This is a genomic window from Collinsella sp. LCP19S3_A6 (genome assembly GCF_052122015.1).
Taxonomy (GTDB): domain Bacteria; phylum Actinomycetota; class Coriobacteriia; order Coriobacteriales; family Coriobacteriaceae; genus Collinsella.
Window position 1 is genome coordinate 46,269 of sequence record NZ_JBQKDD010000010.1, and the last position, 21,740, is coordinate 68,008.

At 60.1% G+C, this 21,740-nt stretch carries 17 protein-coding genes; 11 read left to right on the plus strand and 6 right to left on the minus strand.

Annotation, left to right across the window (positions count from 1 at the left end):
* Positions 1 to 224 precede the first annotated feature (224 nt).
* From ACTQVX_RS07310 to ACTQVX_RS07330, 5 genes are all read left to right on the plus strand, one after another.
* Positions 225 to 1,220, plus strand: a complete 996-nt coding sequence (locus ACTQVX_RS07310) for a glutamate ABC transporter substrate-binding protein (RefSeq protein WP_427718227.1) — start codon at positions 225 to 227, stop codon at positions 1,218 to 1,220.
* A 138-nt stretch (positions 1,221 to 1,358) separates the two neighbouring features.
* Positions 1,359 to 2,018 carry an amino acid ABC transporter permease gene (locus tag ACTQVX_RS07315; protein ID WP_441560719.1) on the plus strand — a complete coding sequence of 220 codons (660 nt, stop codon included), beginning with the start codon at positions 1,359 to 1,361 and terminating at the stop codon, positions 2,016 to 2,018.
* Positions 2,015 to 2,848, plus strand: a complete 834-nt coding sequence (locus tag ACTQVX_RS07320; protein WP_427747661.1) for an amino acid ABC transporter permease — start codon at positions 2,015 to 2,017, stop codon at positions 2,846 to 2,848. Before ACTQVX_RS07315 ends, ACTQVX_RS07320 begins: the two co-directional genes overlap by 4 nt.
* A 36-nt stretch (positions 2,849 to 2,884) precedes the next feature.
* Entirely contained in the window at positions 2,885 to 3,649 is a 765-nt protein-coding gene (locus ACTQVX_RS07325; RefSeq protein ID WP_022094659.1) for an amino acid ABC transporter ATP-binding protein, read from the plus strand.
* A gap of 87 nt (positions 3,650 to 3,736) precedes the next feature.
* Complete coding sequence (locus ACTQVX_RS07330) at positions 3,737 to 4,546, plus strand: gamma-glutamyl-gamma-aminobutyrate hydrolase family protein (protein ID WP_427718223.1); 810 nt, start codon at positions 3,737 to 3,739, stop codon at positions 4,544 to 4,546.
* Positions 4,547 to 4,616: 70 nt separating this feature from the next.
* On the opposite strand, the gene ACTQVX_RS07335 is transcribed toward ACTQVX_RS07330, so the two are convergent.
* Positions 4,617 to 6,497: a diguanylate cyclase gene (locus ACTQVX_RS07335; protein WP_441015197.1), complete on the minus strand. Its 1,881-nt coding sequence runs from the start codon at positions 6,495 to 6,497 to the stop codon at positions 4,617 to 4,619.
* Positions 6,498 to 6,708: 211 nt separating this feature from the next.
* On the minus strand, positions 6,709 to 7,506 hold the full coding sequence (locus tag ACTQVX_RS07340) for an alpha/beta fold hydrolase (protein WP_441547031.1): 798 nt from the start codon (positions 7,504 to 7,506) through the stop codon (positions 6,709 to 6,711).
* Between the two features lie 236 nt (positions 7,507 to 7,742).
* Between ACTQVX_RS07340 and ACTQVX_RS07345 the strand changes: the two genes are divergently transcribed.
* From ACTQVX_RS07345 to ACTQVX_RS07355, 3 genes are all read left to right on the plus strand, one after another.
* Complete coding sequence (locus ACTQVX_RS07345) at positions 7,743 to 8,519, plus strand: radical SAM protein (protein ID WP_441560721.1); 777 nt, start codon at positions 7,743 to 7,745, stop codon at positions 8,517 to 8,519.
* A 169-nt stretch (positions 8,520 to 8,688) separates the two neighbouring features.
* Positions 8,689 to 9,576 (plus strand): type I methionyl aminopeptidase, encoded by an 888-nt coding sequence (map, locus tag ACTQVX_RS07350; RefSeq protein WP_441015202.1) that lies wholly within the window; start codon positions 8,689 to 8,691, stop codon positions 9,574 to 9,576.
* A gap of 123 nt (positions 9,577 to 9,699) precedes the next feature.
* Positions 9,700 to 10,641, plus strand: coding sequence for a D-2-hydroxyacid dehydrogenase (locus ACTQVX_RS07355; protein WP_441056356.1), 942 nt, complete (start codon positions 9,700 to 9,702; stop codon positions 10,639 to 10,641).
* Positions 10,642 to 10,926: 285 nt separating this feature from the next.
* On the opposite strand, the gene ACTQVX_RS07360 is transcribed toward ACTQVX_RS07355, so the two are convergent.
* A complete protein-coding gene (locus ACTQVX_RS07360; protein ID WP_441063020.1) occupies positions 10,927 to 12,312 on the minus strand; it encodes a M18 family aminopeptidase in 1,386 nt (461 codons plus the stop codon).
* A 161-nt stretch (positions 12,313 to 12,473) separates the two neighbouring features.
* Between ACTQVX_RS07360 and ACTQVX_RS07365 the strand changes: the two genes are divergently transcribed.
* Both ACTQVX_RS07365 and ACTQVX_RS07370 read left to right on the plus strand, forming a co-directional pair.
* Complete coding sequence (locus tag ACTQVX_RS07365) at positions 12,474 to 13,559, plus strand: carcinine hydrolase/isopenicillin-N N-acyltransferase family protein (protein WP_441560723.1); 1,086 nt, start codon at positions 12,474 to 12,476, stop codon at positions 13,557 to 13,559.
* Positions 13,560 to 13,699: 140 nt separating this feature from the next.
* Positions 13,700 to 14,779: a 6-phosphofructokinase gene (locus ACTQVX_RS07370; protein ID WP_154514896.1), complete on the plus strand. Its 1,080-nt coding sequence runs from the start codon at positions 13,700 to 13,702 to the stop codon at positions 14,777 to 14,779.
* A 513-nt stretch (positions 14,780 to 15,292) separates the two neighbouring features.
* On the opposite strand, the gene ACTQVX_RS07375 is transcribed toward ACTQVX_RS07370, so the two are convergent.
* Together ACTQVX_RS07375 and ACTQVX_RS07380 are read right to left on the minus strand one after the other, a co-directional pair.
* Positions 15,293 to 18,058 (minus strand): FtsX-like permease family protein, encoded by a 2,766-nt coding sequence (locus ACTQVX_RS07375; protein WP_441560725.1) that lies wholly within the window; start codon positions 18,056 to 18,058, stop codon positions 15,293 to 15,295.
* Positions 18,059 to 18,063: 5 nt separating this feature from the next.
* A complete protein-coding gene (locus ACTQVX_RS07380; protein WP_427718202.1) occupies positions 18,064 to 18,765 on the minus strand; it encodes an ABC transporter ATP-binding protein in 702 nt (233 codons plus the stop codon).
* Positions 18,766 to 19,080: 315 nt separating this feature from the next.
* Here ACTQVX_RS07380 and ACTQVX_RS07385 point away from each other — a divergent pair, with 315 nt between their 5' ends.
* The gene (locus ACTQVX_RS07385; RefSeq protein ID WP_441560727.1) at positions 19,081 to 20,316 is read left to right on the plus strand and encodes a chloride channel protein; all 1,236 of its coding nucleotides are present in this window, start codon (positions 19,081 to 19,083) and stop codon (positions 20,314 to 20,316) included.
* 206 nt (positions 20,317 to 20,522) lie between these two features.
* On the opposite strand, the gene ACTQVX_RS07390 is transcribed toward ACTQVX_RS07385, so the two are convergent.
* On the minus strand, positions 20,523 to 21,101 hold the full coding sequence (locus ACTQVX_RS07390) for a methylated-DNA--[protein]-cysteine S-methyltransferase (protein WP_427794442.1): 579 nt from the start codon (positions 21,099 to 21,101) through the stop codon (positions 20,523 to 20,525).
* Between the last annotated feature and the right edge of the window lie 639 nt (positions 21,102 to 21,740).

Consider the following 21,740-nt stretch of genomic DNA (forward strand, 5'->3'; position numbering starts at 1 on the left):
GCGACCGCCGCGAGCGACCATGCCGTCCGCAAAACGCTATCTCAGCTGTAATAATCGACGTTTGACCAGATAAAACCTGCCAAAATAAGCCTGTCCCTTTTTGGTAGGTAGAATTACCCATAAGGTAAGTATGTTTCTGAGTTATTTCGTGTTGACCCATTTGAGCGCGATAGGGTATAACTCTATTCAACCGCTAGGGATTTTATTGAGAAAGGTGTTCTACCATGAGCAAGAACCTCTCCCAGCAGGTCGTTCTCGACCGTCGCGGCTTCATCGCCGCCACCTTTGCAACCGTCGCCGGCCTTGGTCTTGCCGGCTGCTCCGACACCAGCGCCGAGGCCGACAAGGGTTCCGCCGCCGGCTCCTCCAAGAGCCCCGAGGACACCGAGGCTTCCACCACGCTCGATGCCAAGGCATTCGACAAGCTCGTCGACAACGGCCCCAAGGCCGATGACGACGCCATCGCCGCCAGCACCTGGGCCACGGCCGTCAAGGACGCCGGCGTCTTTAAGATCGGTGGCGTTCAGACCTCCACGCTCTTCTCCCTCCTCAACGAGAAGGACGGCAAGACCCGTGGCTTCGACGCCGGCATCGCGCAGCTCCTGTCCAACTACATTCTGGGCGAGAACAAGGTCGAGATCACCCAGGTGACCTCGGACACGCGTGAGTCCGTCCTGCAGAACGGCCAGGTCGACGCCGTCTTTGCCACCTACACTATTACCGATGAGCGCAAGAAGCTTGTCTCCTTTGCCGGCCCCTACTACTACACCCAGCAGGCCATCCTGGTGCTCGCCGACAACGACGACATCAAGAGCGTCGACGACCTGGCCGACAAGAACGTCGCCGTCCAGTCCGGCTCCAACGGCCCCGCCATCCTGGAGGAGTTCGCCCCCAAGGCCAGCCAGCAGGAGTTCAAGACCGACGAGGAGGCCCGCCAGGCACTTCAGCAGGGCCGCGTTGACGCCTACGTCATCGACAACAACATGCAGCAGAGCGCCCTGGTCCGCGAGCCCGGTAAGTACAAGATCGCCGGCAAGCCCTTCGGCAGCAAAGAGCCCTACGGCATCGGCCTGCCGCTCGATTCCGACGGCGTCGCCTTTGTCAACGACTTCCTTAAGAAGATCGAGGACGATGGCACCTGGACCGAGCTGTGGCAGATCTGCATCGGCGATCGCACGGGCGACACCAACGTTCCCGAGCTGCCCGAGATCGGCGCCTAGACAGCGAGCCCAGTAACGGCCGCTACGAAACCATACGGAAACGCACGATGCGCTTTATTGCGCTAAACTGTTTCCACACTGAGTTGTCGGGGCTTCCGTACACACGGGAGCCCCTTTCCTTATCGGCGGGAGGTCCGCATGAGTCTCTCCGAGCTCTGGTCGCTCTATGGCCAGAACTATATCGACGCGCTGCTAGCAACCTGGGGCATGACGCTTGAGTCGTTTGCCATCGCCATGGTGCTGGCCGTCGCTGTCACCGTGATGCGCGTGTCGCCGCTCAAGCCGCTGCGCATTTTTGGCGACCTGTATGTTCAGGTCTTCCGTAACATCCCCGGCATCGCGCTGCTCATCATCGTCGTCTATGCGCTGCCGCCGCTCAAAGTCGTCCTGCCCTACCGCACCTGCGTTATCGTCGCCACGGTCCTTTTGGGCTCGGCCTTTGGTTCCGAGAACTTTATGAGCGGTATCAACACCGTCGGCGTCGGCCAGGTGGAAGCCGCGCGCTCGCTCGGCATGAGCTTCAGCCATATCCTCGCCAAGATCGTGATTCCGCAGGCGCTGCGCTCGAGCGTGCTGCCCATGACCAACCTCTTTATCGCCGTCATGCTCACCACCGCACTCGGCAGCCAGGTACCGCTTCAACCGCAGGAGCTCACCGGCGTGGTGAGCTACATCAACACGCGCTCGCTCGGCGGCGTCGCCGCGTTCTTTATCTCGGCGCTCGGCTACCTGGGCACGGCCTTTGTGGTGAGCCACATTGGCAACTACATCGATAAGAAGGTGAGGATCCTCCGATGAGCAAGCACTCCTCTTCTGCGCTCACCATGCGCGATGCGCTCTACGAGGCTCCCGGCCCCAAGATGCGCGCCAAGATTCGCATCGGCACCGCTATCTCACTTGTTGCCGTCGCCGCGCTCGCCGTCCTCGTGTTGCAGCGCTTTTATGTGACCGGTCAGCTTTCGGTCCACTATTGGTATTTCTTTACGCACCTCACCACCTGGAAGTTCCTGCTTGCCGGCTTTGAGGGCACCGTTAAAGTCGCACTCACCGCTGGCGCCATCGCGCTGGTGTTGGGCCTAGCCCTTATGCTCGGCCGCACCAGCGACATTAAGCCGCTGCAGCTGGTCTGCCGCGTGCTCACCGATTTCTTCCGCGGCGTACCGAGCCTGCTGTTCATCTACTTCTTCTTTTTGGTGCTGCCTCAGTACAAAATTGCGCTACCGTCGTTTTGGATGCTCACGCTCCCCGTCGCGCTCGCTGCAGCCGGCGTGCTGGCCGAGATCTTTCGCGCGGGCGTCAACGCCGTGCCGCGCGGGCAAGTCGAGGCAGCCCAAGCGCTCGGTCTCTCCAAAGCTAAAATCACCTTTAAAATCGTGCTGCCGCAGGCGATTCGGTTTATCATTCCGTCGTTGATTTCGCAGCTTGTGGTCGTAGTCAAAGACACCACCGTCGCCTACGTGGTGAGCTACCCCGACCTCATGCAAAATGCCCGCGTGCTCATTACCAACTACGACGCCCTCGTGTCGGTCTACCTGGTAATCGCGGTCATCTACATCCTCATCAACGTCGCGATCAACAAGGCCGCTGTCTACGTTTCGCACAAGACCGGCGCGACCATCATCCGCTAACGCTTTACCATTTCCAGTCATAAGGAGCCGAGCACCATGGCACAGAGCACCTCTTCCACCGGCAATCAGCCGCTGATCGAGCTCAGGCACGTCGATAAGCACTATGGCGATCTGCACGTCCTCAACGACATCAATCTCTCGGTCGACCGCGGCGAGGTCGTCGTCGTGATCGGCCCCTCGGGCTCGGGCAAGTCGACCATGTGCCGAACCATCAACCGCTTGGAAACCATCGACTCGGGCGAGATCCTCATCGAGGGCGAGCCCCTGCCGCAGGAAGGCAAGGACCTTGCCCGTATGCGTGCCGAGCTGGGCATGGTGTTTCAGCAGTTCAACCTGTTCGCACATATGACCGTGCTGCAGAACGTCATGCTGGGACCGGTCGACGTGCTGGGCGTCTCCAAGGACGAGGCCCGCGAGCGCGCCATGGACCTGCTGGGCCGCGTGGGCGTTGCCGAACAGGCCGATAAGGTGCCCGCACAGCTCTCGGGCGGCCAGCAGCAGCGCGTAGCCATCGCCCGCTCGCTTGCCATGCAACCCAAGGCCATGCTTTTTGATGAGCCCACGAGCGCCCTTGACCCCGAGATGATCAACGAGGTGCTCGAGGTCATGGTCCGTCTGGCCCAGCAGGGCATGACGATGATCGTCATTACGCACGAGATGAACTTTGCCCGCCGCGTGGCCGATCGCGTCGTGTTTATGGCCGACGGCCAAATCGTGGAAACCGGCACGCCCGACGAGTTCTTCGACCACCCCCAGACCAAGCGCGCCCAGGACTTCCTCAACTCCATCAAGGGCCACTAACCAGCAACCCCGTGGGACAAATCCATTGAAAGTGTTGTCCCACGTCTCTCATGCGCCCTGTCACCTTCAGATTCGAAAGCAGCACCCATGATCGGAACACGTACTTCCTCGTCCTATACCCCGCACGTCGACGTTGCCCCCGCCGACCGCCCGCTCATCCTGGTGGCGCCGCGCTGGGAAGAGGCAAAGCCGTTTTTAAGCGAGACGCTCTCCCCCAACGAGGAAATCGCCAGTGTCTTTGTCGATGCCATCCTTGCCGCCGGCGGCCTGCCGCTGCAGATGTCCATCACCGAGGACATTGAGGTCATCCGTCATTACGTCGATATCGCCGACGGCATCGCCATTCCCGGCGGCCCCGATGTCAATCCCAAACGTTGGGGCGATGATCGACCCTACGACCCCACCCTCTGCTGCGAGATCCGCGATAGCTTTGAGTTTAAGCTGGTCGACGAGGTGCTCCGCGCCAAAAAGCCGCTCTTTACCACCTGCCGCGGCACACAGCTGCTCAATGTCGCCACCGGCGGCACCCTGTGCATGGACGTACCGAGCCTGGGCGCGCGCGAGGGCCGCACGCAGTGGCGCCATACCCACGTGCTCAACGACCCCGTGCATCCCGTCGAGGTCGTGCCGGGCTCGCTTCTGGAGCGCGCGGTTGGCGGGCACAGGCTTATCCAGACCAACTCCGCACACCACTGCTGCGTCGAGCGTCTGGGTAAGAGCACGCGCTTGGTCGCCAAGGCAACCGACGGCGTTCCCGAGTGCATCGAAGTCGAAGGCCAGCCTTTCTGCCTGGGCGTGCAATGGCATCCCGAGTACACCTGGCAGACGCTCGAGACCGACTTTAACCTGTGGAAGTCGTTTGTCGAGGCGGCGGCCAAGGTAAAGCAGGCCCGCTAGCTCGCGAACCGCACAACAGATAAGGACGCCCCGCCGGCCACATGGTCCGACGGGGCGTCCCTTTGCCTAGCTAAACCGAAGGGAACGCGACAACGTCCGCAGGGCGCTCCAGCGTCTCGGCAATGCGATCGCGCACTTCGAGCAGACACTCGATAAGCAGCGGATTGAAAGCGCCGCACTCACCGTCCAAAATCATCCGAATCGCCTCTTCTTGCGAAATGGCGTCCTTGTACACACGCACGCTCGTCAACGCATCGTACACATCGGCCACCGAGACCACCTGAGCGGCAATGGGGATATCGTCGCCCTTAAGACCGTCAGGATAGCCCGTACCATCCCAACGTTCATGATGCCAGCGGGCGATTTGGTACGCATAGTCCAAAAGGGCACTTCCTTCATGGTTTCTGCCCAGATTGCGCAGCATGTCGGCGCCAATGGTAGTATGCGTCTTCATTATTTCAAACTCTTCGGGCGTCAGACGTCCGGGCTTGTTGAGAATCGCATCGTCGATCGACATCTTGCCGATATCGTGCAGCGCCGACGCCAACGCAATCGAAGAACGCTCCTCGTTGCCAAGAGAGTACTTGTCGCTCCGTCGCGCCAAGTCGCCAAGCAGCAGCTCAGTCAACTTCTCGATATGCGTGACATGCCTGCCGCTTTCGCCATTACGGACTTCCATGACGCTCGCCATGATGTCGACGAGTATACGGCTGTTATTGACGCGCGCATTGTACTGCTGCGACAGCAGACTCGTCAGACGACGCTGTTTGGTATACAGTCGAATAATATTGTTGACGCGACGGCGCACAATGCGGTCATCGAACGGGCGACTGATATAGTCCGAGGCGCCCAAATCGTAAGCACGTAACACCACGTCGTCGGTATCTTCGCTCGAGATCATAATAACAGGTAGGCTATCGAGGGCTGCCTGACGCGAAAGCTCGGCCAGCACCTCACAGCCGCTCATGTCCGACATGACAATATCGAGCAGCACGAGGGACAGGTCGCCACCATAACGGTCAACCGCATCGAGCGTGGCGCGACCGCTATCGGCTTCTAGAATGCGATAGTCGTCCTTGAGCATCTCACCGAGGATGGACCGGCTCACTTTGGAATCGTCGGCAATCAGCACCAGGGGCTTTTGGCTTTGGAAGGCCTCGATGGAATCGGCATCGGTCACGACCGTACCGGCTTTTGTCTTAGCGTGGCTCAGTAACTGGACAGCGCGGCCAACGCCCTCATCGACTGTCTCGCCATGAATGCGAACGCCACCAACACATGCCGTCAAGCTCACGTACTCATGGCCCGGAATAATCGTGGCATGAACGGCATCGGATACCTGATGCAGGCGACGGGTGAAGTCATCGGAGGGAATATTGGGCATGACGACCACAAACTTGTCACAGCCATAGCGCACAAGCTCGTCAGTCGAACGGATTCCGCTGCGTATGGCTGTCGCCACAGCACCGAGCGCAAGGTCGCCGGCATGACGGCCACACGTATCATTGACGACCCTAAAATCATCAAGGTCGATCATCGCAACGCCGGCATTCATGCGGGCGCTACGGAGCTTTTCCTCGTAATATCGGCGATTGCGCACGCCCGTCAGCACGTCGGTGTAGACAAGGTCCTCTTCTGTGGCCTCTTGCTCATCAATCGGACGCACCATCAGCAAGACGTGAGGCTCACCCTCGACCTTTAGAGGGCGCAGACGGGCGCGGTACTCAACACCATCGTTGAGCAGTTGCTCCGACACCTCACCCGAATCTGCCAAGGCCTCAAGACTCGACTGACGCAGACAAGGGCAGCGATCGCCGGCGAGCAAGCAGTTAGGCTCGCTCTTAATCTGATCGGCCGACAGCAAACGCACCACGGGGTAGGTCTTCGCGACGCGGGCGACCTCAGCGGCAGCCTCCTCGTCGGTTAGATTGGCCTCGTGACTATTGAGCATATGGGGCCCTTTCGATAGTTTCGCATGGTAGCGATGGGTTCCAAATGTTACAAGGGTAACACCTTGCCGATGCAGGTAAGCACGTGAATGCTGTTACATTTTTATGAGTTGGCAGGCGACGCGATTGAAGCCGCAGACGTGAGGTTTTGAGCACATTTGTTAACACGGCCGAAACGTTTGCGGGTGAAGGCTGTTTCGGCTATTGCAAGCGCTAGAGCCCCAGGATGCCACGAACAGTCTGGGCAGCCGCTGCCGGGCGATCGCGCAGGCCGTTGTGCGCGCCGGGAACCATTACGAGTGGACAGTCCAAAAGCTCAGCCGCCATCCTCGTGCCCGCCTCGCGGGGCGTGCCAATCGAGAGTTCACCCAAGAGCACGGCGGCCACCGTTTTCGACGCGCGAACGCTATCCCAATCGGGAACGCAGGTCATAGTAATCCCGTATTCGTTTGCCATGAAACTGCGGCCGTTGCGCAGGGCATGCTTGGCTTCTGCCTCGGTTAACTTGGGGGCCTCAGGGTCCGAATCGCCGATGGCGCCAAGGAAGGCCCGTAACGCCCTGGAGACCTTTCCCGCAGCGATCATCTCGAGCAAAACCGGGGCCGCGCCCAGGCCGGCGCCCTCATCCGTCACGGCAGGTTCATGCAGAATCGCACGCGAGATTATGGCGGGGTTTGCACGGAGAAGCTCCAGGGCCACCAACGTACCGGCACTGTGCGCGAGGACATTTGCCGGGGCGCCGGCATGTTGGATAACAGCTCGCAGGTCGGCAGCCTGAACTGCCAGATCGTAGCGTCCGTCTGCCGCATCGTCGCTCTCGCCGCAACCACGGCGGTCATAGGCAATGACGCGATAGCCACAGGCGAGCTCGCGGGCGATGCCGTCAAAAAATGTGCCGTCGACGCACGCACCGTGCACGCACACCAAGGCGGGCGCATCGGACGATACATCCGGGCCGGCATACTCGCGGCAGGCAATCGTGGTGCCCGCATTTTCGACCGTAAAATCCATGTTGTGATCCTATCGTCAACGCCATCAGGCCGCACCGAGGTGCGACTTGGACAGTCTGGCGCCATGTTGCGCATACTTAAATGCGTTTACTGTACCCGACTCGCACCCTTTCATGATAGGGTTCCGAAAACTCACCAGGCTGCACAGTTTCGGCTTAGACAACAGTGTCCAGACCCGCGATTGGCACGGGGGCCAATGCTATGCTTAAGTGCAACTGTCCCGAGGAGCATATGCCTATGTCTACGTTTTTGAATGCCAGCCCCATCTTTGGGCCCGTCCGCAGCCGACGCCTTGGACTCTCGCTCGGCGTCAACATGATGCCTGTCAGCGGCAAGATTTGCACCTTTGACTGCATTTACTGCGAAAACGGACTCAACGCCGAACGCCCCTGCCACGAGCCACACAACACGGCTGCCGTGGTGCTCGACGCACTCGAAGCCAAACTACGCGAGATGACAGTCGAGGGTGAGCTGCCCGATGTAATCACGTTTGCCGGCAACGGCGAGCCCACCGCCGCACCGGAGTTCCCGCAGGCTATCGCCGGCGCTGTCGCGCTTCGCGACCAGTTGGCCCCGAACACCAAGATTGCCGTGCTTTCCAACGGCACGCGCGCCGACCGTCCCCAGGTGCATGATGCGCTCATGATGGTCGACGACAACATCCTCAAGCTCGATACGGTCGATCCGGCATTTATCCAGCTGCTCGACCAGCCCGTTGGTCCCTACGACGTCGAGCACCAGATTGAGACGTTCGCGAGCTTTGAGGGCCACGTTATCATTCAGACGCTATTCCTAACCGGCGAGTACCAAGGCAAGTCTATTGACAACACGGGCGACGAATACGTCGGCCCTTGGCTTGCGGCGCTCGAGCGCATTCGTCCGCAGGAGGCGACCATCTACACGGTGGCGCGCGAGACACCAGTCGCTGGCCTTGCCAAAGCGGCGCCTGAGGTGCTCGACGCCATTGCCGCGCGCGTCCAAGCCCTCGGCATCCCCTGCCAGGTGAGTTACTAGCACCCGTCTGCCCAAGAGCAGCTAATTTGGGACGGGGCTTTTTTGACTGCTTTTGGGAGCGATATGGGCGGCGCAAGGCCGCGCGGACAAAAGCAGTCAAAAAAGCCCCGTCCCAAATTAGCTGCTCTGCGGGTGGGCTATACTAGCTGCGAATGAAAGGAAGTTAGCCATGTTTGACAATGGACCCGTGCCTGGCCGCAACGACGCTTGCTGGTGCGGCAGCGGCAAAAAATACAAGAAATGTCACAGCTCCTTTGATGAGCGCCTCGAGCGCCTGTGGGAAGAGGGCTGGAACGTCCTGCCCCGCACGCTCTATAAGACTCCTGCCGATATCGAGGGCATCAAGCGCTCGGCCGCCATCAACGTGGGCGTGCTCGATTATGTGGGTGAGCATATCACCGCGGGCATGACCACCAACCAGATCGACCAGATGATCTACGACTACACCGTCGAGCATGGTGGAACGCCGGCCGACCTCAACTACGAGGGCTACCCCAAGAGCGTGTGTACCTCGATCAATGACGTAGTCTGCCACGGCATTCCCTGCGATACGGACGTACTGCACGAGGGCGACATCATCAACGTGGACTGCTCAACGATCTTAGACGGCTATTTTAGCGACTCGAGCCGCATGTTCTGCATCGGCAAGGTCTCGGCCGAGCGCCAGCGCTTGGTCGACGTCACCCGCGCCAGCGTGGAGGCGGGTCTGGCAGCCGTCAAGCCGTGGCTGCCGCTGTCCGTGATGGCCGAGGCCGTACAAAAGACGGTCGAGGACGCCGGCTTTAGCGTGGTGCGCGAGTACGGTGGCCACGGCATTGGCAAGGAGTTCCACGAGGACCCGTTTGTGGGCTTTACCACCGAGGCGCCCGACGTGGACACTATCATGGTTCCGGGCATGGTCTTTACTATCGAGCCCATGGTCAACGCCGGAGCACCCGACATTAAGATCAGCAAGGGCGATGGGTGGTGCGTGCGCACCAAGGACGGCAGCGACTCGGCCCAGTGCGAGGTACAGCTCGTGGTGACCGAGGACGGCTACGAGCTGCTGAGCTGGTAGCCGTAGATGCGCCGGATGCTGACGGGCACGCTCGTCTTACATCCGGCGTTTTATTTGAACGTTTTGCCAGATAAAACCTGCCAAAATAAACCTGTCCCTTTTTGGCAGGTTGAGCGGAGAGGAATGCTTGTGAACATCCTGGTTTTGCTGCCCGTCAACGACCGCCATCGTGCAATTCTTGAGTCGAGCGCTCCGGGCGAGGATTTTATCTACACGAGCGCCGGCGATATCACGCGCGAACAGGTCGCCGATGCCGACGTGATCCTGGGCAACATCGACCCTGACATGCTCACGGCATGCGACCATCTCCAGCTGTTGCAATTGCAGACCGCCGGCTATGACGACTACCTTGCCGCCGGCACCGTGCCGGCTGAAGCCAAGCTGTCTTGCTCGATCGGCGCCTACGGTCAGGCCGTGAGCGAGCACATGTTTGCCATGGTCCTTTCCATGATGAAGCGCCTGCCCGGCTATCACGACTTGCAGCGCGAGCATCGCTGGGAGGATTTGGGGCCGGTCACCTCGCTCAAAAACGCCAACGTGCTGGTGCTGGGCGCAGGCGATATCGGTGGCCACTTTGCCACGCTCTGCCGCAGCATGGGTGCGCACGTCCGCGGCATCAAGCGCCATCCGCTCGTCTACCCCATTGTGTTTGAGGACATGGACGGCATGGATGCCCTGTCTGAGCGCCTGGCAGAGGCCGACATCGTCGCATCCTTTATGCCCAGCACGCCCGAGACCCGCGGTCTGGCGAACGCCGAGTTCTTCGCCGCGATGAAACCGGGCGCGTTCTTTGCCAACGGCGGCCGCGGCGATCTTGTGGTCGCCGACGACCTGGTTGCCGCTCTGGAATCGGGACATCTCGCCGGCGCCGCGGTCGACGTCACCGATCCCGAGCCGCTGCCCGCCACAAGCCCGCTGTGGGATGCACCCAACATGCTCATCACGCCGCATGTCTCGGGCTGGTTCCACCTGGCCGCCACGCTCAATAACGTGGTCGACATCGCCGCGGAGAATCTGCGTCACCTGCTGGCCGGCGAAACTTTACGTTGTTGGATTGAGCATTAGATTGTTCCGGCGTTTTACCAAACGCCGGAACCCCTCGACGCTGCGAGCCCGCCGTTTGGCCAATCTGCCGTTCAATTTCAAAGGCGCGACCAGAAGGTCAGCGCCTTTTCATTTCACGGCACCTTGGCTCAAACGGCGGGCTCTCGCTGACTTTTGCTCTACCTGCGGCGGTTCCGCTGGCGTCGGCTTCATCTGCAAGCCTTAGCAGCTCCGTCTTACCGTTGACATTGCGGCATTTGCCCAGATAAAACCTGCCAAAATAACCCCGTCCTTTTTTGGCAGGTTTTAGAGCTCCACACTTTCGGCGCCGTTGATGTTTAGGTCGCGCTCGTAGAAAGCCGTGAGGGCACGAATCGCGTACATCACGTCGCGCACGCCACCGGTCTCGTAGCTCGAGTGCATGGCCAGCTGCGGCAGGCCCACGTCCACGGCGTGCATGCTCGCCTGCATATTGGACAGATTGCCGAGCGTGGAGCCACCCGCCATATCGCTCTTGTTGGCAAAGGCTTGCGTGGGCACGTCTGCGTCATCGCAGATGGCCTGGAACACTGCGCGGCTAAAGGCATCGGTGCAGTAGTGCTGGTTGGCGGCTTCCTTGATGACGATACCGCCGTTGAGCACGACCTGGTTGTGAGCATCGCACTTTTCGGCGTGGTTGGGATGCACGGCGTGCGCGTTGTCGCAGCTCACGAGCATCGAGGCGGCAAGCGCACGGTGGTACGACTCGTCATCAAAGCCCAGCGACCCGTTAATGCGACGCAACGCATCGGCCAAGAACGTCGACATGGCGCCCTGCTTGGTCTCGGAGCCAACCTCCTCGTTGTCGAAGCAGCAAAAGACCGAGATGTCATGCGCATTCTCGGCGCCCAAAAATGCCTGCAGCGAGGTGTAGGCGCAGGCTAGGTCGTCGAGCTTGGGCGTCGAGATAAACTCGTCGGCCCAGCCCCAAATGCGCGCGTCCTGACGATTGACCAGGAACAGATCGCGGCCCAGAATCTGCTCGGGCTCGACGTCCAGTTCGTCGGCGATCAGAGCATCAAAGTCGCCCTGCTTAAGCTCGCCGGCGCTGATGAGCGGGCACAGGTCGACAGCGCGGTTGGGTGCAAAGCCCTCATTGACGCCACGGTTCATATGGATGGCAAGGCTCGGAATGATAGCGACCTCGCGCTCGGTGGCAAGCAGGCGGCTCTCAATACGGCCGCCCTCGCGCACCAGCACGCGTCCAGCCAGCGCCAACGGGCGATCGAACCAGGTGTAGTCGATCATGCCGCCGTAGGCCTCGGTGTTCAGGCGCAGCGTCTCGCCCGCGCCGTCAAGCTCGGGCACGGCCTTGACCTTAAACGTCGGAGAATCGCTGTGCGACGCCGTGAGCTGAAAATGATAGTCGCCGGCAACGCCGTCCTCGCCCCACGTCGCGGCCAGGTCCTCGCCCACCTTAAAGGCGATAACGCTCGAGGTGTTGCGCTGCGTGTAATAACGCCCGCCCGGCTCGATGTCCCACGCCGCATTCTCGGGCAGGTAGGTAAAGCCCGCCTCGTCGAGCTCGGCCATAATGGTCGCCGCCGTATGGAACATGCTGGGGCACGCCTCGATAAAGTCGATAAGGTCGTTGGCGGCCTCGATATCGTCGGCCGTCACATGCGCGCGTTCGGGCGTTTCCTGATCCGTCATGTTCTCCCCTTTCGCTGGGTTGATGGTCCCCTCCAGCATACCCCGCCACGCCAGCGCCGCACTCTTCATTCCATGTTTAATCCCGTGCCACTCACCAGGTTGAGCCATCATGCCCGCGCTCCTTTTGCGATAATTACGCTAACAGGACGAGAGGAGCCGTCATGAAGCCACGTAACATTGCCATCGCCTGCGGTGTCGCGGGAGTCGCCGTCGGCCTTGCCGCTGCCACCGGTATCCTTTACCGCAAGCAAATCAAGTCCGCCGCGTCGCTCAAACGCTTGACCGGCTACGCGGATGGCTATGACCTGTACGCAATCGACATCGCCTACGACTACGATCTTGATCGCATCATCGCCGCTGGCGTGCGCGACGACCAGGCCTACATCGATGCCGTGGTGGCGCAGGTGCTGCCCGGTGTGCCGGCACATGTCCAGGCTCCCCAGTTTGCCTGCAGCGCTTTTGTCGCCGTAGATGCCGAAGGCCGCGTGCGCACCGGTCGCAATTACGACTTTAAGGACGACACCTCGGCGCTGCTGGTGCGCAATCATCCACGCGGCGGCTATGCCTCCATCGGGTTTGCCGCCCTTAACAACCTGGGCGATAACACTCCGCTTGACTCCGTCGCCGGACGCGCCGCCGCACTCATGGGTCCGTTTGCCCAGCTCGACGGTGTTAACGAATGCGGCGTGTCCGTTGCCGTACTCACCCTTGATTCCAAGCCCTGTGACCAGGACACGCAACGCCCTGTCATCAATACCTCGCTCGCCATCCGTCTGGTACTCGACCGTGCCGCCACCACACAAGAAGCTGTCGACCTGCTTTCCGCCTACGATATGCACGCCATGGCAGGACGCGATTATCACTTCTTTATCAACGACGCCACCGGTGACGCGCGCGTAGCAGAGTGGGATCCGCACGATCCGGACCGCGCTTTCAAAGCGACTCCTGTACGCCAGGTTACGAACTTCTACCCCTGCTATGGCGACGAAGTGCTGCCCAACCAAAAGAACGGCGAGCTGGGCCATGGTAAAGAGCGCGCCGTCGCAATTGCCGATGTCCTTGACGCCCATGTCGGTGCCCAGGACGAAACGATTGCCTGGGAAGCCCTGCGCGCTGCAGCGCAAGAGCCCAATCCGGAAGACATCACCAGCAATACGCAATGGTCGGTCGTCTTTGACAATACCGAACCCGCCGCCGCTATTACGCTGCGCCGCCACTGGGGCGACGTCGACGCCTTCGCACTGTAAGGAGCCAGGCCCGTCGACCTTACGCTCGCCTGACGTTGTTTACATTTCTATACGCTTGAGCTAACACGTTTTACCCCCGTATCAACAGTGTGCGGGGGTAAACTTATGCGCATGTTATAACTTGCCCGGAAGGATTCATCATGCTTAGGATCGGTCTTCTTACCAGTGGCGGCGACTGTCAGGCGCTCAACGCCACCATGCGCGGCATCGTCAAAACGCTTATGACCAATAGCGAAGAACCTATCGAGATCTATGGTTTTGAGGACGGCTACCAGGGTCTTATCTACAGCAGGTTCCGCGTCATGACGCCCGCCGATTTTAGCGGTATCCTCACCCGCGGCGGCACCATTTTGGGCACGAGCCGCACGCCGTTCAAGCGCCTGGACATTCCCGAGGCCGACGGTGTCGAGAAGGTGCCCGCGATGGTCCACACCTATCACAAGCTGCAACTCGACTGCCTGTTTATGCTGGGCGGCAACGGCTCCACCAAGACCGCCAACCGCCTGCGCGAAGAGGGCCTCAACGTTATCGCTCTGCCCAAGACCATCGATAACGACACCTGGGGCACCGAAATGACGTTTGGCTTTACGAGCGCCATCGACGTCGCCACCAAGTGCATCGACGACATCCACACCACCGCCTCGAGTCACGGCCGCGTGTTCGTTATCGAGATCATGGGCCACAAGGTTGGCTGGATCCCGCTGTACGCCGGCGTCGCGGGCGGTGCGGACGTCATCCTGATTCCCGAGATTCCCTACGACATGGGTAACGTCATCAAGACCATCGAGCATCGCATGGAGACCGGCAGCCGCTTTACGATCGTGGCCGTCGCCGAGGGCGCTATCTCCAAGGAGGACGCGGCGCTGCCCAAGAAGGAGTACAAGAAGAAGCTTGCCGAGCGCACGAGTCCGTCGATTGTCTACGACATTGCCAAGGAAATCGAGGCCAAGACCGGTCGCGAGACCCGCGTCGCCATCCCCGGCCACACGCAGCGCGGCGGTCAGCCCGACGCCCAGGACCGCATCTTTGCGACCCAGTGCGGCGTTGAGGCGGCACTGGGCTGCCTACGCGGCGAGTTTGGCTACATGATTGCCCTGCGTGACGGCAAGATGTGCCACATGCCGCTCGAGGAGGTCGCCGGCAAGCTCAAGTTTGTCGATCCCCAGAGCGACCTGGTACGCGAGGCCAAGGCGCTGGGCATCAGCTTCGGCGACGAATAGCCTCGGCCGAAATCCATCCCATCGGGCCCTCCGACCCCGCCCGACGTATTTCGATTTGGCTCCTCCCTTGACTCCGTCAAAGGTCGCCAATCGAAATCGTCGGTCGGGGTCGGAGGGCCCTGCGTTTACATGCTCGCCGAGGCTATTCGTCTTCTTGCTGCGGGTGCCTAGGGCAGGAGGCGCCGTGCATTTTTGGGAGTTTTCAGCAGCCGAGGGTGCCTGCATACTGAATTTTGGGCGAAAGGCAGGCGCCATGGGCCGCATCTTGTAAAAACGAGCGGCTCTTGAGGCGTTGGGAGCTCAGAATCAGGGCTTTCAGCGCAGTTTTGTGTGCCCGCTCCCATACTCGTGGACTCCGGAATGCTGAATTCTCCGGAATTTGCACGCCGCCCCTGGGGGTACCTGCGGGTAAAAAGCAACCGCCCCGCCAAAATATGCATTCTGCGGGGCGGTTTATGCAATAAAGCGACTGCGACACGTCACAGCTCGCTACAACTTGAATCCAAGAACAGGTTACTCGGCGCTCTTGAGGGCACCGACCATGTCAATCTTGTTGAGGGTTCGGTTGGTGGCGAGGTTGACGATAATCGTAAAGCCAAACGAAAGCACCACAGCGAGCACGAAACTCAGCGGCTCGACCTCAACATCAAAGTACAGCGACGGCATCTGAAGAACGTACGTAAAGCTCTCGGCAAGCAGGCCACCCAGCGGCACGCCCAGTGCGGTACCAATCGCCGTAAGGATCAACGTCTCCTTATTGACGTAGTGGTGCACCTCGCCACGGCGGAAGCCCAGCACCTTGATGGTCGCCAGCTCGCGTTCGCGCTCCGAAATATTCGTATTAGACAGCGTAAACACCACCACAAACGACAGGCACGCCGCCATAAAGGTCACAAGCACTACGACCGAATTGGTAATCGTAAAGATCGCCTCATTGTTCTCCCAATGCTCGGCCGTACTCGAAATCGTAAGCCAACCGTCACTCTTAAGCTTCTTGCTAAACGCAATCTGGTCGGTCGACGAGCCCTTAAGCAGCACAAAGATGCCGTTAAGACGCGCGCTTCGGCCGAACGCGCGCTCATAGGTGCCCTGCGTCATATAAAGTGTGTTGCCCAGATAATTGAGCGAGATATCGCTAACCTTGACCTTGGTAACATTGAGCGACGAATCCTGGACCTGCGCCGTATCGCCCGGCTGAATCCCCAGCACCAGCTGTGAACTCTTGCTTAAATACACGTCCCCGTCACGCAGGGCGAGCGGTTCTTTGGACTCATCCTCCAGGCGCACGTAATCGTCCAGGTCATTCGTGCGGTCGTCGGGAATCACAATGAGCTGTACGGTCTCGCTCTTACCGCCAAACGTAAAGGTGACGTTGTCGGTCATAATCGGCAGGGTCGAGGTCACGCGCACGCCGGAGTCGCTGGCCGCGCTACGCTCTTCCAGCGCCGCACACGTCTGAGCATAGTCATCGGGATTGGCGACCACCAGCAAGTCATAGCGCGTGATGTGCCCGTGCTGTTTGGGCGAAAGCGCCACCGTCGTATCGCGGATGCCCATACCGCAGATCACGAGCGCCGTGCAGCCGGCGATACCGAAGATGGTCATAAAGGCACGTTTTTTGTAGCGGAACAGGTTACGCGCTGCCACCTTGTTCAAAAAGCCCATGCGGCGCCAAATAAAGCCGATGCGCTCAAGCAAGATGCGCGAGCCGGCTCGCGGGGCCTTGGGACGCATAAGCGAGGCTGGGGTCTCGGCCATCTCGTGGCGGCAGGCGATAATCGTGGCACCCACCACGCCCACGGCAAACAGCGCCACCGAGACGATCGAGGACACGATGTCGTACGAAAGCAGCATCTGGGGCAGTGAGTACATGTCATCGAACACCGTAAACAGGAACAGCGGCAACCCCACAAATCCGAAGATGTTGCCGAGTACGCCGCCGAACAGACATGCCCACAGCGAGTAGTCCACGTATTTGGACAGGATTCGCCCGCGTGAATAGCCGAGCGCCTTGTACAGGCCAATGAGCGTGCGCTCCTCCTCGACCATACGAGTGGCGGTGGTAAGGCTGATGAGCACGGCTACGACGAAGAAAATAAATGGGAAAACCGTGGCGATGGCCTCAATCGAAGAGCTGTCGCTCTCGACGCTTGAGTAGCTTGCGATGTTACCGCGATCCTGGATGTACCAAGTGCATTCGCCCAGATCGGAAAGCTCGGCGCGTGCATCGGCAAACTGCTGGTCGGTGGCGGCGCGGCGCTGGTCCAAATCGGCCTGAGCCCGAACACGCTCCTCACTGCCCTGGGGCATGCGGTTGATGTTGTCCTGCTCAATCCCAAAGAGCATATTCGCCTGGCGCTCGGAGGCATCCAAGCTTGCCGGCGCGTCGACCGTCAGCTCTTGGGCGCGCACCTTCTCACGCTCGTCGCGAATCTTCTCGATATTACCCTTGACCTCGTTGATCTTTGTCGTGTAGGCATCTGAATAGGAGTTGAGGCTCTTGGCTCCCTCGACGATCACGTGGACCGCGGAGTAGGAAGAAGATGTCGCGGCATCCTCGCTCACATAGAACTTATAGTCCGCAGCCGAAGCAGCGCGAAAGGCGTTGACTGTCGAGTCGGAGCTCACATCAGTAGGATCGAGGACCTCGGCCGTAATGGTGTAATCACCCGCGGCAAACTGGTCCTTGGCGCTTTGGTTCGACGAGCTCGCGTCATTGGCGGCAAAACTCACCGTGTCGCCGAGCTTTTTGCCCGAAGCCTTCAGGAACTTCGAAGTCACCGCGACCTCGCCGGCGCTCTCGGGCAAATCGCCGCTCACCAGCACCGGTTGATCGATATTCTTCCTGGAAAGGCTCTGCACGACTACACGCTCGCGCGTGGTACCCACGGCGGTGTAGGCGGTCTCGGTGTAGATGCCCTCGGCCGTCTCGACGCCGTCGACCTCTTGAATGGCCGCAAGATCGTCGCGCGTAAGGCCATAGGTCGACTGCACGTTAATGTCATAGACATTCTGCTGGTCAAAATAGACGTCGACCGAATCGCGCAGATCCTCGCAGCCCGCCTTAAGACCGCACATCACGCTCACGCCGAGCGCGGTAATGACCACGATAGATAGGAAGCGCTTAAGACTGCCTCGGATTGTGCGGGAGATGCCACGGCGAAAAACCGTCGGCGCCATATCATTTGAGCTTTGAGCGGTACGGTAGGTCGCGAACTCCCGATCGTTACCCACGTGCTCCGTATCGTGGTTTTGGCTGTTTTGGCGATCTTGGTCCATGGGCGCTACCACTCGATCGTCTCGATAGGCACGGGATTTTGCTGGACCGTCTCGCTCTCCACACGACCGCTCTTAAAGCAGATCAGGCGATCGGCCATGGGCGCGAGCGCGGAGTTGTGCGTGATGATGATGACCGTAATGCCCTGCTTGCGGCAGGTATCCTGCAGCAGCTGCAAGATCTGCTTGCCGGTTTTATAGTCGAGCGCGCCCGTGGGCTCATCGCACAGGAGCAGCTTGGGGTTCTTGGCCAGTGCGCGGGCGATGGACACGCGCTGCTGCTCGCCGCCCGAAAGCTGCGCGGGGAAGTTGGCGAGGCGCTCGCCCAGACCAACCTGGCGAAGTGTCTGTTCGGCATCGAACGAATCGGGGCAGATTTGCGCCGCAAGCTCGACGTTTTCGAGCGCCGTCAGGTTGGGAACCAGGTTATAGAACTGGAAGACAAAGCCGACGTCGGCGCGGCGGTATTCCACGAGCTGCGCCTCATTGGCGGAACTCACGTCGCGCCCATCCACCGTTACGGTGCCGGAAGTCGCCGTATCCATGCCGCCCAGAATGTTGAGCGCCGTGGTCTTGCCGGCACCCGAAGCACCCAAAATGATGGCGAGCTCGCCACGCTCGACCGTAAAGCTCGCGCCATCGAGCGCGTGAATGCGGGCATCACCCTCGCCGTATGCTTTGACGACGTCCTTGAATTCGATATAAGCCATCGATTAATTCCCATCTGGTCGGATAACTCTTTAGTATTACCCATTTCGCACCGACCAAAAAGGGACAGGTTTATTTTGGCAGGTTTTATATGGGGAAACGAGGGGTGCGGGCAGGCACCAGGACTGTCCACGGCAACCATTTGACCCAAACCGTATCCACCGCTATGATGCCGCTACGGAATGAATGTCTCCGTTGGGTGCGCCAGCCAAGCTGCCGCGTTACCCTAAACCGCCTTGTTGCTGATGACTTCTGCTGTTACGTGATGCCCCTAGGCATCACGCCGCGGCAGGAGTCTTTTTTGTTTTGGAGGAGAAGTGTCGGAAAGCGGCGCATCGAGCAGAATCAAACGTCTGCTCAACACCTATAGTGGCCTCGTGCTTATGGGTGCCGTCGGAATCCCCGTCGGTATCATCGTTGGCGCCATCTGCGCGCTCTTTGGACGCGTGCTTTTGGCGATCGGCGCCTTCCGCGACGAACACATCACCCTGCTCCTCCCCTTCCTCGCCCTTATGGGCCTTGCCATCGTGTTTGCCTACCGCGCTTGGGGCAAGGGCACCGACCGCGGCATGAGCCTGGTATTCGACGTAGGCCACGGGCGTGAGGACGCCATCTCGCCGCGCTTGGTGCCGCTCATTATGCTGAGCACGTGGGGGACGCACCTCTTTGGCGGCAGTGCGGGACGCGAGGGCGTGGCCGTGCAGATCGGTGCAACCGTCTCACATTGGATCGGCCGACGTCTACCTTTCCGAGACCCCGGCAACACGTTTTTGCTTATCGGCATGGCCGCCGGCTTTGCCGGGCTCTTTCGAACGCCCCTTGCTGCCACGGTCTTTGCTATCGAAGTACTGGTCGCAGGACGCATGGAATACCGCGCGCTGTTTCCCGCGCTTACAGCCTCGCTCGCCGCAAGTATGACCTCCGGTGCCCTGGGACTCGAGAAGTTCGAGGTCGCCGTTGTCGCCTCATGCGCGCTTGATCTCCCCGGTCTTGGACGGCTGGCACTGTTGGGTATCGCGTTTGGCATGGTAGGCGGTGCCTTTGCCTGGTGCCTTGCCCATGCCAAGACCCTTGCGGCGCGGCTGCTCCCCAACCCCTATGCGCGCATCGCCGCTATCGGCATCGCGCTATCGGCGATTCTGTTCGCACTGTGGCAGGGTCGATACTGCGGCCTTGGCACCAACCTGATATCGGCGGCGCTCAACGGTAACGGTAAGGTCGCCATCATGCCTTGGGACTGGGCGCTCAAATTCGTACTCACCATCGCCACACTTGCCGCAGGATATCAGGGTGGCGAGGTGACGCCGCTGTTTTCCATCGGAGCCAGCCTGGGCGTCGTACTCGCCGGGATTCTCGGCATGCCCGCCGAGTTCTGCGCCGCGCTGGGCTACGCAGCCGTCTTTGGCAGCGCCACCAATACGCTGCTCGCACCCATCCTTATTGGCTGCGAAGTCTTCGGCTTTGGTAATCTGCCGATGTTCTTTATTGTCTGCGTCGTGGCTTACCTGTTCAACATGGATAAGTCGATCTACGCCCTGCAAGAACGAGCGTAGAAAGATGTCCAAGCAGGTGGTCTCAACCGGAAACGGCGTCCCACTCTGAGGCTGTATTCCGGGACACGGTTTCCGCTTGGGACGCCATTCGGAAAGCGCATCCCGCTTTAAAACGGAATTCCGGGACGTGGTTTCCGTCTGAGTCTCCATTCGGAAAGCGTGTCCCGTTCTTTCACGGCATCTTGGCTATGCAAAGCGCTCGAACGTTATTCCTCGTACGCGCCCTCAAGCCGAAGCAGCCACTCCTTGCGATCGAGCCCGCCGGCATATCCGTTAAGCGAGCCGTCGGCGGCAACCACGCGATGGCACGGCACGATAATCGAAATAGGGTTGCGAGCGACCGCAGCCCCCACCGCACGAGGAGACACAACGGGGTCCTCGTTCCCCGGCACCCGATGGCGGGCGGCGACACGAGCCGCAATCTCGCCATACGTGGCGACCTCGCCACGCGGAATAGAAAGCAGCTCAAACCAGACTTCACGCTGAAACGCCGTACCGATCATATGCAACGGCGGCGTATACAGAGGCTCCTGCCCTGCAAAATAAGCATTCAGCCAAGCCCACGAACGCTCAAGCACCGAAGAAGCCGCACCATGAGCCGGACTCGCCGACGACATGCCACCAGCACCGGAAACCGCATCGGCCCCTTCAACATGTTCGGAGTCTTCCCGGAGAAGCGTGGAGCCAAAGTGCTCCTGCCCCTCAAACCAAAGCCCCGTCAGACCGCGGCCATCAGCGGCAAGCAGGATTTCGCCCAAAGGCGAAGCAAACGTCGTCGTGACCACCAGCGGCTCCTTTCAAAACTCCGCACCATAATACCGCGAATTGTGCAGACAACCTGTCTGATACGCCCGGGCAGGATCGTAATTGTTTAAGCGAGGCCGCTTTCCCCAATCAAGCGAAGAGGACGCGGGGCTTCGACGCCAGAGCGGTACCCATGCCAGCTGAGCTCTAATACTTTTCCCGAGAAGTGAACGAGTAAAAACGAGGCCCCGGAGCATCCACACTTTTTGATTACAAAACCGCAGGATTCGAGCAGCAAAACTGCAGGAAATAGCGGTCAAAATATGCCAATGCTTCGGGGGTCCAAAATAGGTCGTTCACTTCTCGGGAAAAGTATTCAACTTCAATTCACCCCAACCCCAAAGTCACCACAGGCAGCAGGCGCGGAGCGCCGCAGCTGCCGTCACGGCCCCGCAGTCCCCAAAGGCGGCAGGCGCAAAGCGCCGAGGCCGCCGCCGGGACCAGGGCCCGCAACGGCCACGCGCCCTCACATCAGCCCAGCGGCCCCAACCAACAACGGCCCCATCGCAGGCCGCTCGCAGCCGAGTCACCGCAGGCGGGGCCGGGCTCAGCTTTCAGAACACTCCGCAGACCAGTGCGGCGCCTTGTCCCTGTCTCTTATACACATCTCCGAGCCCACG